The sequence below is a fragment of the Faecalibacterium prausnitzii genome, from assembly GCF_049532945.1.
In the GTDB taxonomy this organism is placed as follows: Bacteria; Bacillota; Clostridia; order Oscillospirales; family Ruminococcaceae; genus Faecalibacterium; species Faecalibacterium prausnitzii_N.
Map to the genome: position 1 here is coordinate 2,911,647 of NZ_CP186691.1, position 13,000 is coordinate 2,924,646.

The following is a 13,000-nucleotide window of genomic DNA, read 5'->3' on the forward strand; positions in this document are numbered from 1 at the left end:
TGTCAACATAATACCACCAATAATCTTTTCGCAACAGTGCAACCTTTTGCAGGCCCGCTCTGTAATTTTTCAAATCCGTTTTCCATTCCGTACAATCTCGCCGTGTAAAAATCCCCCTGTCCGCGTTCTTTTTCCGCAAACAGGGGGAGCTGCCCTCAATTTTTTAAGGAAAAGCATAAAAATGGGCTGGCGTATCGTTTTCCAATGGTTTATACTATATCTAAAATTCGTTCCATTCCGACCTTCGGAGGTTTTTTATGGTACACCCCGATCAGCTGCCTGCGCAGCTTGCCCGCAGGTTCCGGCCCGAATGGCGGCTCGTGTTTTTCTCCGCCTTCGGGTTCGGCCTGCTCGCGCACTTTTATAAAATGGCCAACTGGCTCCCCAACTGGGATTCCCTCGTCTTCCGGTACGATGCCCAGCAGATGCTGCAATATGGCCGCTATTTTCTCTCGCTGGCCTGCGGGCTCAGCTCCTATTACGACCTACCATGGCTGAACCTGCTGCTGGGCTTGTTGTTCCTGGCTGGTTCGGCGGTCTGCGTGGCGGCGCTGCTGCACCTGAAAAAGCCGGTGGCGCTGGTGCTGACCGGGGCTTTGATCGCGGCCTTCCCCACCGTCACATCCACCTTTGCCTATGAATACGTCGCCGACGGCTACTGTCTGGCCATGCTGGCCGCCTGCCTCAGCGCGCTTCTGCTCACCCGGCCGGGCTGGCGTTCCTTCTTCGCGGGGGCAGCCTGCCTGTGGTTCTCCGTGGGCATCTATCAGGCTTATCTGACCGTCACCATCACCCTGCTTCTGGTCTGGCTGCTGGACGATCTGCTCTTTCACCGCCGCAGCGCTGCCGCGTCCCTCCGCAGTGCGGGGCGGTTTCTGGCAGGCGGTGTGCTGGCCGGAGCGGTCTATGCTGTGGCCCTGCAGCTGGTTCTGGCTTTTTCCGGCACCGCTCTGTCCGACTATCAGGGCATCGACACCGTCGGTTCGCTCCATTTCTGGTCGGCTCTGCATGGCTGCATCACCCGCTTCTTCCGCTTCTTCTTTGACCTGCACAACGGCCTCACGGTCTGGTTTGTGCTCAACGTTCTGGTCTTTGCCCTGCTGGCCGTTTTCCTGCTGACCGCCCTCGTACAGCAGGCCCTTTGGCACGACCCGGCCCGCTTTTGGCTCCTGCTCGTCTATCTGGCCGCACTGCCGCTGGGGGCCGCGGCCCTCTATTTCCTCAACCCCTGCGTCGATTACCACAACCTGATGACCATGGGCTACGCCGCCTTTTATCTGAGCTTCGTGCTGTTCTACGAGCGGCTGGACGGTCTCTCGCCGCGCGCTTCCGCGCTCCGGAGCTGGGCCATCCTCCTCGTGGGCGGGGCCATCGTCTTTTACTGCATCGTGCTGGCCAATGTCTGCTATCACCTGTCCCAGATGAGCTATGAGCGCTCCTACGGCACCCTTCTGCGCATTGCAGACCGCATCGAGCAGCTGGACGGCGCGGACGCCTGCACCCAAATCGCCGTCATCGGCCACCTGCCCGATTCCAGGGCTTACTCCGCCGACCTCTCCCCGGAAATGACCGGCTACACGGCCGGCCTCATCCTCCGCGCGGATGATCCGACGGTGGGCCAGAGCGTCCTCACGGCTGCATTGAACGACTACTGCTCCACCGACTACACCTTTGCCACCCGCGCAGAAAAGCAACAGCTCCTTACACTGGACGAAGTCCGTCAGATGCCCCTTTGGCCGCAGACCGGTTCGGTCGCAGTCGTAGGCGATACCATCGTCATCCGGGCGGGAGAGGGGATCGATGCAGATGACTGAACTTCCCATCCTCTATTTTCACGCCGATGACTATGGCATGACCGCCCACGGCGACGCCCTCATCCGGGACTGCCAAACTCACGGCTGCCTGAACAGCGTCAGCATCGTGCCCAACGGTTCGCTGGAAGAAGCCGTCGCCGCGCTGCGCCCTTCCGGGCTGAAGCTGGCCGTCCACCTCAATCTGGTGGAGGGCAAAGCCCTTTCTCCCGCTGCGGAGATCCCGCTGCTTGTCCGGCCGGACGGCAGCTTCTGCAACTCCTTCACCGGGCTGCTGCACCTCTCGCTGACGCCCCGGCGCAGGGCCTTTGCCGCCCAGCTCTACCGGGAACTGGAGCGTCAGCTCCTCGCCTATGCCGCCCTCTTCCCCGCCGGGACGCCCCTGCGCATCGACAGCCACCAGCACACCCACATGATCCCGCTGGTCTTCCGGACGCTGCTGCAGGTCCTCGCCGACCACCATCTCCCGGTCGAGCATCTGCGCATCCCGGCCGAGCCGCTGTCGCCCTTTGTCGGCTGTCCCCGGCTCTGGGGCAGCTATTCCGCCGTCAATGCCGTCAAGCAGGCTGTGCTGAACGGCTGCTGGCTGCTCGACCGCCCCGCATTCCGCCGCAGCGGCATCCCCACGGCCCTGTTCTGCGGCATCCTCTTCTCCGGCCACATGGACGCCGACCGCGTCCGGGCCGTGCTGCCGCAGTACCTCCGTCTGGCGCAGAAACGCGGCCAGCCGGTCGAACTGCTCTTCCACCCCGGCGGCGTGGAGCCGGGCGGGCCCTTCTTTGACCCGCAGAAGACCGATTTTCACCCCTTCTACCTGTCCGAGGGCCGGGCGGTCGAGGCCCATGCCCTGCACACCCTCAGCCGAAAGGAGGTCGAGCACCTTGGCCGCTGAACCGCTTCTCTCCGTCATCCTCCCCGCCCACAACGAGGCGGAGAACATCCCCAAAATGGCCCGGCGGCTGGCCGAGGTCCTCACCGCCGCCCACATCCGCTATGAGGTGCTCTTCGTCAACGATGGCTCCACCGACAACAGCTGGGACGTCATCCGCCAGACGGCGCAGGCGTACCCGCAGGTGCGGGGCATCCGGTTCTCCCGCGCTTTCGGCAAGGAAGCAGCTCTATACGCCGGGCTGCAGGCCGCCCGCGGCAACTGCTGCGTCACGCTGGACTGTGACTTGCAGCACCCCGTGGAAACGATCCCCGAAATGTACCGGCTCTGGACCCAGGGCATCGAGGTCGTGGAGGGCGTCAAGCGCGAGCGCGGCACCGAAAGCGCCGCCCACCGCACCGCCGCCCGCTGGTTCTATGGGCTCATCAGCAAGGCGGCCAAGACCGACCTGCGCAGCAGCTCCGACTTCAAGCTGCTGGACCGCAAGGCCGTGCTCGTCCTGCTGAATCTGCCGGAGCGGAACACCTTCTACCGCGCCCTCTCGGCGTGGGTAGGCTTCCGCACAGCGCGGGTGGAGTTCGACGTCCAGCCCCGCACTGCCGGGCAGAGCAGCTGGTCTACCTTCAGTCTCATCCGCTACGCCATTTCCAGCCTGGCGTCCTTCACGTCGGCCCCGCTCTACCTCGTTATCCTGATGGGCTTTCTGATGTTGATTGCCACCCTTCTGGTGGGCGGTGAGGCGTTGTTCCGCTATTTTGCAGGCGAAGCGCTCGAAGGTTTCACCACGGTCATCCTGCTGCAGCTCTTCACCGGCACACTGCTCATGTTCAGCCTCGGCATCATCGGCTACTACCTCGCCAAGATCTACGACGAAGTCAAACGCCGCCCCCGCTATGTCATCGCCGAAACGCTGGACGACACTCCGTAAAAAAGCAAAGATCCCCGGTCAGCCGGGCCGCTCTCCGTTCAGAGCGTTCCAGCCGCCGGGGGATCTCTTCTTTTATCTTGTGTTACAGCGTCTCGATGCGGTCGAACAGGCCCGTTGCGCCTTCCACAGCATCCTTGCTGCCAAAAGCCACGCGGGTACCGTGCTGCATCGCGGTGCCCAGCTCTGCGGCCATGGCCTTCAGCGCGGCAGCGTCTACGCTGCACAGGGCCTTGCGGTCTGCCGCCATCATTTCATCAGTGATGCCGCAAAAATACCGGCGGTCGAGGTCCCGCGCCTCTGCGCTGGGCTTCATGGGCTTGTCCATCTCGGAGACGGTGCCCACGATGGAATCCGTCAGGTCCTTTTCGGTGTACGCGCGGGCGGCCAGTTCCGCCGGGCCATTTGCAAAGGTCTCGTAGCTCTCGGCCAGATGCGGGTCACGGTAGGTATACAGATACTCCGTCTCGGCGCGGGTCACCATGCCGGTGCCGTAAGCGCCGCCCACCTCGCGGATGTTGTGCCACAGGTATTCGTAGCTCATCACGCGGGCCAGCACCCGGCGCTCCGGCTTCCGCTCCTGCGGCCAGGTCAGGATGTCGTAGTTCACACCGCCGTCAATGATAAACGCTTCGTTCACCGGAGCCGTCAGCGCCTGGGTGTAGGGCCGGGCGGGCGAACGCATCCCCTCGGCAAAGGCACTGCCGGGCAGCAGGGCTTCCAGCTGCTTCCGGGCGTCCTCGCTGCCGTGCAGACTGACGGTCAGGGCTGCGTGGTGCAACACCTTTTCCCGCACGGCTTCCAGCTTCCGGCCCAGGTCGGCCCAGTCAGCCTGTTCCAGCAGCGCGCACAGGAAGTGATACCCTGTCACGCCGCTGCATGCCTCGCTCAGCGCATACTCCACCGAATAGTGGCTCCCGGCGCGCACGGCGGCGTACTGGTTGCCCATCTGGATGAACTGCTGTTCCATGTTCAACTTCTGCTGGCTCAGCACACGGGCGAAGGCCGCTTCGGCCTTTGCGCCGGTCAGCCGGGTCTCATACAGCCATTCGCCGCCCAGCTCCACAGCCTTTTCCAGACTGCGTTCCAGCAGGCTCATGTTCAGGGTGAGCTTTGCGTGGCAGGGGTTCCCCGCCTGCCGCCCGGTCCAGAAGCTGATGCAGGCCTGGCTGTCGCCCAGCCATGTGCTGCGCAGAGTGTTCAGCTCGCGGGCCGTGTGGCGCGGAGTGTCCAGCTCGTCCAGCACATCGGTCAGCAGGTCCAGATACTGCACTTCTTCGGTGGTCAGCCCGCCGAGGTCGTAGTAGATGTTCAGATACAAACTGCCCTTGGAAGGATGGTGCAGCAGCTCCGCACCGGCCACGCTGCCCACAGCGCCCTCGGCGCTGGGGCTGCCCTCGCCCAGGTCTGCCACCGTCAGCGGATGGTCCAGTGCCAGCTTGCCGTCGGTACGGGCCGGGGCTGCATCGGGTTCTTCCGCCTTGGGCAGGGTCGGCACCTGAATGACCTGCACCGGCGCAGCCGCGAACAGCTCCCGCAGCAGGTCGTTGAACCAGCCGGAGGCCATCTTCTCCCGCAGGGCAGCGAAGAGCTGGTTCGTGTGGAGCAGCAGGGTCGGGTCCCCGGCGTGGAGCCAGCCGGTCGCTGCATGGATGGCATCCAGCACGCCGTCTGGCAGGGTGCCCGGGCGCTCCAGCGATGCAAACTCTGCTGCGTTCAGACTGGCCAGCAGCAGGTCTTCCGGGATGCCCTCGGCCAGGATGTCGTCCACGGCGCTCCGGACCCCGGCCGCAAACCGGCCTGCGGTCTCTTCGGTGGCACCGCGCAGCACCAGTTCCAGCACCGGCTGCAGGGTGCTGTCGTCAAAGCCAATGTCAATATCTGCGCCCAGCTTTTCGGCCAGCAGCGCCGCCTTCAGCGGCGACTGGTTCGACCCCAGCAGGGCATCCAGCAGGATCTCCACGCCCAGCTGCCGCTCCCGGTCTGCAAAGGCACCGGTGTACCATGCCAGAGCACACTGCACCTCGTCCGGCTCCGGGTTTTCGGTATAGTACGGAATGTTCACGCAGACGCCCGGCTGCTCATCCTGCAGCGTCAGTCTGGGCTGGCTGGTGCCCTTGGGCATCCTGCTCAGGTAGTGTTCATCCAGGAAGGCCAGTTTTTCGGCCATATCCATCCTGCCGTACAGGGTCACACAGCAGTTGTCGGCGCTGTAGTGGCGGTGATATACCCGCTTATACTTTTCATAGGTCAGCGCCGGGATGCTGGCCGGGTCGCCGCCGGAAACAAAGCCGTAGGCCGTATCCGGGAACATGGCCCGTTCCAGTGCATTTTCCAACTGAGCATCCGGTGCAGCCAGAGCGCCCTGCATCTCGTTGTACACCACTCCGCTCACGGTGCCGTCGGCACTGCGGTGCCAGCCCTCCTGCTCAAACACGCTCTTGTCCACCATGGCCAGCGGGCAGAACACCGCGTTCAGGTAGACATCCATCAGGTTTTTGAAGTCGGTCTCATTGGGCGTAGCGAACGGGTAGACCGTCTTATCCGGGAAGGTCATCGCATTCAGGAAAGATGCCATGCTGCTTTTGAGCAGCTGCAAGAACGGCGAGGTCACCGGGTATTTTTCGCTGCCTGCCAGCACCGAGTGCTCCAGAATGTGGAACACGCCGGTGTCATCGGACGGGAAGGTGCCAAAGCCGATGCCAAACGCCTTGTTGATATCCTCATTTTCCACCAGCAGCACCGTAGCACCGCTCACATCGTGGGTAAGCACGGTCAGGGTTCCGTGCTGTTCAGGGCAGTCCTCGGTACGCACGAGGGTATAACCGGGATATTGCTTCATTGGGATTCTCCTTTTTCAAATGGATTTTTGTTTATTGTATCACGGTGCGCTGTAAGACGCAACAAACAATCCGGAGATGTTCTCTTTTGCGTGCGGCCAGCCAATAAAAATCGGCTCTGCTAAAAAATCGGAAAAGCGTCTGCGCCGACTGGCGCACCGCCCGATTTTTTGGCAGAGCCTTCTTCTTTGGGATTATCAAGGGCGAGCAGCCCTTGATTCGTGCCTCCCGTCCTTGCCGCGCTGAACACGCGGCATTTGCTTCGCAAACCGGTCTGCGGCTTAAAAGCCCCACTGGGGCTTTCATGGCTTCGCCACCGCCGAGCTTCTCAAAGCGGCTTTTCTGGTTCTCTTTTGGCGCGCAAAAGAGTACATTACTCCGTAATAACTCCCTCTTTGTAGGACACCCGGAACAGCACAAAGCCCACAATAAACAGCACGATCAGCGAGCCGACGCCCACATTGGCGCTGCCGGTCAGCTGGCTGCCCACGCTCACGATCATGGTGCCAAGGAAGGACGCGCCCTTGCCGCAGATGTCGAACAGGCCAAAGTATTCGCCGGATTTTTCAGCCGGGATGATCTTGGCAAAGTGGCTGCGGCTCAGTGCCTGCACGCCGCCCTGGAACATGCCCACCAGCACGGCCAGTACCCAGAACTGCCACTGACTGGTCAGGAAGAAGGCGAACACCGCAATGCCGGTGTAGGCTGCGATGCAGACCGGGATGAGGGTGGTAGACGGATACTTCGCCGACAGCCGCCCGAAGATCAGCGCCGAAGGGAAGGCTACGATCTGCGTTACCAGCAGGGCCAGCAAAAGGCCGGTGGTCTCCAGCCCCAGTGCCGTGCCGTAGGCGGTGGCCATATCGATGATGGTATACACGCCGTCGATGTAGCAGAAGAAGGCCAGCAGGAACCAGAACACCTGCTTATCCTCGCGCAGATGCTTGAGGGTGTGGCCGATGCGCACAAAGCTCTGCCGGATGGCGTGCTGCTCCACCTCCACATAATGCAGCTGCCGGTAGGTTTTCAGCAGGGGCAGGGTCATTGCCAGCCACCACGCCGCTGTGATGAAGAGCGCGATGTTCAGCGCCGTCATCTGGCTCAGGCCGATGGCCCCGCTGCCCAGCACCAGCGCCAGACACACCACAAAGGGCACGCAGCTGCCAATGTAGCCCCATGCATACCCGCGGGAGGAGACTACGTCCATCCGGTCCGGGGTGGTCACATCGCCCAGCATGGAATCGTAGAACACCAGACTGCCCGAAAAGCCGATCTTTGCAAGGATGAAGATGATCAGGAACGGCAGCCATGTAGTGGCAAGGCCCATAGCACAGCAGCCTGCCACGCCCACGAACAGGCAGAGGATGAAGATGGGCTTTTTGAAGCCCCGCGTATCGGCCAGTGTGCCGAGGATGGGGCTCAGCACCGCCGTGATGATGGTCACAGCCGAGGCCGCATAGCCCCAGTATGCCAGATAGTCCACTGAGCTCAGGCCGCCTTCTTCCGCCAGAGCGTTGAAAAAGATGGGGATGAGCGTCGCCACCAGCAGCACAAAGGCTGAGTTGCCGACATCGTATAAGATCCACGCGCGTTCCAGCCCGGTCGGGCTGAATTTTTTGTTTTGTTCCATAGTCCCTCTCAATTCTCTCCAAAGGTGTGCTGGTAAGCCGCATCCAGCGGCGCATCGGTGTCCAGCCCGGCCACGTACTCGTTGATGAGCCGCACCGCCAGCGGGATGGCGCTCTGGTACAGCGCATCCAGCCGCTTGCCGCTCTCCACGCACTTCGGGTTCGGCTGCGGGTTCGCCACCAGCCCGTGCATGAACTCCCACTTGCCCGCTGCCCGGATGGCCGTCAGCACCACCCAGCGCTTGACCGGGTTCGAAGCCAGCAGCATCTTGTGTACGAAGACCATGCCGGTCATGGCCTGATAGACCTCATCCACCGTGACGCCCTCATAGAAGGGAGCCACCACATTCGCCCAGATGCGGCTGGGCTGGATATGGCTGGCCGTCAGGTCGTGCAGCGGGTCGCGGCCCTCCCGGCGCAGCAGCATGTTGTCAAACTCGGTCTCGATCTCGCAGTGGGTCACGCCGCTGGTGCGGACGTACTGCTCCACATACGGGTGGCAGGTGCTGTCCAGCGCAAAGTGGCAGATGTACCCCAGCGCATACACCAGCGCGGCATCCCGGTTTTTGGCGTTCCGGATCACGCCGCGCGCCCGCTCAAAAAAGACGGTGCCCGGCTGCTCGTGCATCGCATTGCCCAGCCGGTTCACCGGGTTGGACTGCAGCGCCTTATAGTAGAACAGCAGGTCCGGCCCATGAAGGCCTATATCGTACAGCGCACGGTACGGCTCGATCTTCTTCTGGAGCGTTTCCGGCAGCTGGGTCAGAACATCCGCGCCAAAGCAGCGGTGTGCATAGGTTGAAGGCATAAAAACTCCCCCTCATAAACTTTCATACAAAGTCAGTATACCAGAAACCGTTTCGTCTTACTACCCTTTCGGGTGTTATTTTGGTAAAATATTTGAGATATTTTGAATTTTTCTGCAAAACAAAAAGACTGCCGCACCTTTCCACGCTCCGGGCACCGCCTCTGCGATGCCGGAATGAGGAATGCAGCAGTCTTTGTTTGCGTTGTGGGTTTACTTCTCGTACCCCTTGGGCAGCTCGTTCTTGGGGTCGCGGTCCATCAGGGTGCGGACGGCTTCCGCCGCGCCCATGCCCTCCTTCACGATGGCGTTCACCGTCTGCACAATGGGCATTTCCACCTGATACCGCTCCGCCAGTTCCAGCGCGGCAGGCAGGGCATTGATGCCCTCCACCACCATGCCGACCTCCTTCACGGCCTGCTCCGGGCTTTTGCCCTTGCCGATCAGAATGCCCGCACGATTGTTGCGGCTGTGCATACTGGTCGCCGTCACGATCAGGTCGCCGATACCGGCCAGACCCGCAAAGGTGTGGATGTTGCAGCCCATGGCCACGCCCAGCCGGGCGATCTCGGCAATGCCGCGGGTGATGAGGGCTGCGCGGGCGTTGTCGCCGTAGCCAAGGCCGGTGGAGATGCCAACACCCAGCGCAATCACATTCTTCAGCGCGCCGCTCAGCTCCACGCCCTTGATGTCGGCGTTGGTGTAGACGCGCATGACGCTGTTGGAGAACACCTCCTGCACGAACTGTGCCGCCTCCACATCCGGGCAGGCCGAAACGATGGTGGTGGGCAGATCCAGCGCCACCTCTTCGGCGTGGGTGGGACCGGAGAGCGCTACCAGGTGCACCTTCTTCGGGCCGCCCTCCCGGCCCAGCTCATCGGCCAGAACCTCCGTCATGGTGTACAGGGTGTCCGGCTCGATGCCCTTGGCCACATCCACGATGATCTGCCCCTCGGCCACATAGGGCCGGGCCTTGGCCGTGGTGGAGCGCACAAATACCGACGGCACTGCAAACAGCAGCACATCCTTGCCGGTGCACACTTCCTCAATGCTCTTGGTAAACTGCAGCTCTTCCGGGATCTTCATGCCCGGCAGATTGGGGTGCACGCGGGTGCTCGACAGGTCGTCGATCTCCTTTTCGATGGCAGACCAGACCAGCACATCATTGCCGCTGACACACAGCATCCGTGCCAGAGCCATGCCCCAGGTACCTGCACCCAGGATACCGATTTTCCGTTTCGTCACGTTCAAATCCTCCGAATCTGCCGCGCGGCTTTCGTCGCGGGCCTGTTGTGCGCCGCAGTGGGCGGCTCGTCTGGTCTCATTGTACACGAAACCGCCTGCAACGTCAACTCCTTGCCAGACTGCACAAAGTTAGCGCGTGTTTCCCCGCGATTTTAGGAATAACAGGGGATTTGTCCAAACGAATTGCGCCGATTGGAAAAACATGTTATAGTATTCTGGTAGGAATTATAGGATATTCCCTGCCCGAACGCTCCTTTTCAAATCTCTCATCAAACCTCCGCAGGTTCTTTTTTTCAGATAAGGAAGTTTTTTCAAATGCTCGAAGCCATTCTTTCCAACCGCACGGCCAGCGTTTTGTGGGAAGCGCTGCCCCGTATCCTTACGGCAGGCCTTACCATGACCATCCCGCTGACCCTCATCTCCTTCAGCCTTGCCATGGTGCTGGCCGTGGTGGTGGCGCTGGTGCAGTACGCCAATGTGCCGGTGCTGCGGCAGATCGCACGGTTCTACATCTGGGTCATCCGCGGCACGCCGCTGCTGGTGCAGCTGTTCATCATCTTTTATGGTCTGCCCAGCGTGGGCATCATGCTGGACGCTTTCCCTGCTGCGGTCATCGCCTTTGCCTTCAACGAGGGTGCCTACTGTGCCGAGACCATGCGCGGTGCACTGGAAAGCGTGCCGCAGGGCCAGCTGGAAGCCGGTTACTGCGTGGGCATGAGCTGGTGGCAGATCATGCGCCGCATCGTGCTGCCGCAGGCCCTGCGCACCGCAGTGCCCGCCCTCTCCAACTCGCTCATCGGCATGATCAAGGACACCTCGCTGGCGTCCAACATCACGGTGGCCGAGCTGTTCATGGCCGGTCAGCGCGTGGCCGCCCGCACCTACATCTTCCTGCCCATCTACTGTGAGGTGGCCGTGGTGTATCTGCTGTTCTGCACGGTCATTACCAAGCTGCAGGCACTGCTGGAGCGTCGGCTCAACGCCCACGGCTTCCAGTAAGAAAGGAGTGTGGCAACCATGTCCATGTTAGAGATCAAAAACGTCCACAAATCCTTTTTCACCTACACAAAGCCCCGCCTGCAGGCAGGCATCTTCCACCGGCCCGGTGCACGCAAAGTGACCAGCGAGCTGCAGGTGCTGCGCGGCGTGGACCTGACCGTGGAAAAGGGCGATGTAGTGGCCATCCTCGGCCCCTCCGGCTCCGGCAAGACCACCCTGCTGCGCTGTCTGAACTTTCTGGAGACTGCCGACGCAGGCCAGCTCACCTTTGACGGTGAGACGTTCGACCTTGCCCAGGCCAGCCGCGCCGACATTGCCCGGCTGCGCAAAAAGACGGCCTTTGTGTTCCAGAGCTACAATCTGTTCCGCAACAAGACTGCCCTGCAGAACGTGACCGAGGGCCTCATCATTGCCCGCAAAATGCCCAAAGAGCAGGCGGATGCCGTTGGCATGAAGATGCTGGAAAAGGTGGGCCTTGCCGACCGAGCCGACTACTATCCGCGCCAGCTTTCCGGCGGCCAGCAGCAGCGCGTGGCCATTGCCCGGGCACTGGCCTCCGACCCGGAGATCATCTATTTTGACGAGCCGACTTCGGCCCTTGACCCGGAGCTGACTGGCGAAGTGCTGGCCGTGATGCGGCAGCTGGCCGAAGAGGGCATGACCATGCTGGTGGTCACCCACGAGATGGGCTTTGCCCGCAATGTTTCCTCCAAGACCGTTTTCATGGAGAACGGCGTGGTAGTGGAGCAGGCTCCCTCGCATGAGTTTTTCGCCAACCCCAAAGAGGAGCGCACCCGCGAATTTTTGCGGAAGATCTCGCAGCACGCATAATTTATCGCAAGTTTCAAAAATAGTGCCCTATTAAAACGGCATATTTGCGATATGCAGTTTGCGGATGTTGCTTGTGCATTAAAAACGCAAACTGCTATATTCTATTTGATTCTCTTACTTTCGAAAGGATATGATACCATGAAACGCAGAACCTTTATTTCTCTTATGAGCGTCATGGCCGCTGCCGGCGTGCTGACTCTGTCCGGCTGCTCTTCCAACGCGTCCAGTTCGAACAGCAATTCGAGTTCCAAGAGCGAATCCGCTGAGGCTGCTGACCAGCTTGCCGCCATCCAGTCCAGCGGCAAGCTGATCGTTGCCCTGGAAGGCGCATGGCAGCCCTGGAGCTACCACGACGAATCCGATACTCTGGTGGGCTACGATGTGGAAGTCTCCCGCGCCATTGCCGAAAAGCTGGGCGTGGAGCCGGAGTACGTGGAAAGCGACTGGGACAGCCTGTTTGCCGGTCTGGACGCAGGCCGCTACGACATCGTGTGCAACGGCGTGGAAGTGACCGATGAGCGCGCCAAGACCTATGATTTCACCGAGCCCTACGGCTACATCCACACTGCCCTTGCCGTCAAGAAGGACAACGACACCATCCAGACCTTCGAAGACCTGAAGGGCAAGACCACCGCCAACAGCCTTGCTTCCACCTACATGGAACTGGCCGAGAGCTACGGTGCCACCGTACAGGGCATCGACACGCTGGAAGAGACCATCCAGCTGCTCACCGCAGGCCGCATCGACGCCACCCTGAACGCCGATGTCTCCTTCTACGATTACCTGAACGTCCACCCGGATGCAGATTTCAAGCTGGTGGCCCAGACCGAGGATGCATCCCACGTTGCCATTCCTCTGCGCAAGGGTGATGCCAGCGCTACCCTGCTGGATGCCATCAACACCGCCATCGATGATCTGCGTGCCGACGGCACCCTGAAGGAGCTGAGCGAAAAATATTTCGGTCAAGATATCTCTTCTGAAAACTAACTTTTCTTCACCAAGCAAAAATCGGACGGCCATTTCGGTC

The 13,000-nt window shown here is 61.1% G+C and carries 10 protein-coding genes; 6 read left to right on the forward strand and 4 right to left on the reverse strand.

Features of this window, described 5'->3' with window-relative positions; genetic code table 11:
* Positions 1 to 257: 257 nt before the first annotated feature.
* From ACNQFG_RS14725 to ACNQFG_RS14735, 3 genes are read left to right on the forward strand one after another with little or no spacing between them, the layout of a single operon-like run.
* Positions 258 to 1,814, forward strand: a complete 1,557-nt coding sequence (locus ACNQFG_RS14725) for a glucosyltransferase domain-containing protein (protein ID WP_423405394.1) — start codon at positions 258 to 260, stop codon at positions 1,812 to 1,814.
* The gene (locus ACNQFG_RS14730) at positions 1,801 to 2,703 is read left to right on the forward strand and encodes a carbohydrate deacetylase (protein WP_423405395.1); all 903 of its coding nucleotides are present in this window, start codon (positions 1,801 to 1,803) and stop codon (positions 2,701 to 2,703) included. The genes ACNQFG_RS14725 and ACNQFG_RS14730 overlap by 14 nt, the downstream gene beginning before the upstream one ends.
* Positions 2,693 to 3,628, forward strand: coding sequence for a glycosyltransferase family 2 protein (locus ACNQFG_RS14735; protein ID WP_423405396.1), 936 nt, complete (start codon positions 2,693 to 2,695; stop codon positions 3,626 to 3,628). Before ACNQFG_RS14730 ends, ACNQFG_RS14735 begins: the two co-directional genes overlap by 11 nt.
* A gap of 82 nt (positions 3,629 to 3,710) precedes the next feature.
* Here ACNQFG_RS14735 and ACNQFG_RS14740 read toward each other — a convergent pair whose 3' ends face one another.
* From ACNQFG_RS14740 to ACNQFG_RS14755, 4 genes are all read right to left on the reverse strand, one after another.
* A complete protein-coding gene (locus tag ACNQFG_RS14740; RefSeq protein WP_423405397.1) occupies positions 3,711 to 6,467 on the reverse strand; it encodes an insulinase family protein in 2,757 nt (918 codons plus the stop codon).
* Positions 6,468 to 6,838: 371 nt separating this feature from the next.
* On the reverse strand, positions 6,839 to 8,095 hold the full coding sequence (locus ACNQFG_RS14745) for an MFS transporter (protein ID WP_423405398.1): 1,257 nt from the start codon (positions 8,093 to 8,095) through the stop codon (positions 6,839 to 6,841).
* 8 nt (positions 8,096 to 8,103) lie between these two features.
* Entirely contained in the window at positions 8,104 to 8,901 is a 798-nt protein-coding gene (locus tag ACNQFG_RS14750) for a zinc dependent phospholipase C family protein (RefSeq protein ID WP_423405399.1), read from the reverse strand.
* Positions 8,902 to 9,111: 210 nt separating this feature from the next.
* A complete protein-coding gene (locus tag ACNQFG_RS14755) occupies positions 9,112 to 10,230 on the reverse strand; it encodes an NAD(P)H-dependent glycerol-3-phosphate dehydrogenase (RefSeq protein ID WP_423405400.1) in 1,119 nt (372 codons plus the stop codon).
* A gap of 228 nt (positions 10,231 to 10,458) precedes the next feature.
* Between ACNQFG_RS14755 and ACNQFG_RS14760 the strand changes: the two genes are divergently transcribed.
* From ACNQFG_RS14760 to ACNQFG_RS14770, 3 genes are all read left to right on the forward strand, one after another.
* The gene (locus ACNQFG_RS14760; RefSeq protein ID WP_423405401.1) at positions 10,459 to 11,142 is read left to right on the forward strand and encodes an amino acid ABC transporter permease; all 684 of its coding nucleotides are present in this window, start codon (positions 10,459 to 10,461) and stop codon (positions 11,140 to 11,142) included.
* Positions 11,143 to 11,160: 18 nt separating this feature from the next.
* Positions 11,161 to 11,973, forward strand: coding sequence for an amino acid ABC transporter ATP-binding protein (locus ACNQFG_RS14765; protein ID WP_423405402.1), 813 nt, complete (start codon positions 11,161 to 11,163; stop codon positions 11,971 to 11,973).
* 138 nt (positions 11,974 to 12,111) lie between these two features.
* Positions 12,112 to 12,960, forward strand: a complete 849-nt coding sequence (locus tag ACNQFG_RS14770) for a transporter substrate-binding domain-containing protein (RefSeq protein WP_423405403.1) — start codon at positions 12,112 to 12,114, stop codon at positions 12,958 to 12,960.
* Positions 12,961 to 13,000 lie beyond the last annotated feature (40 nt).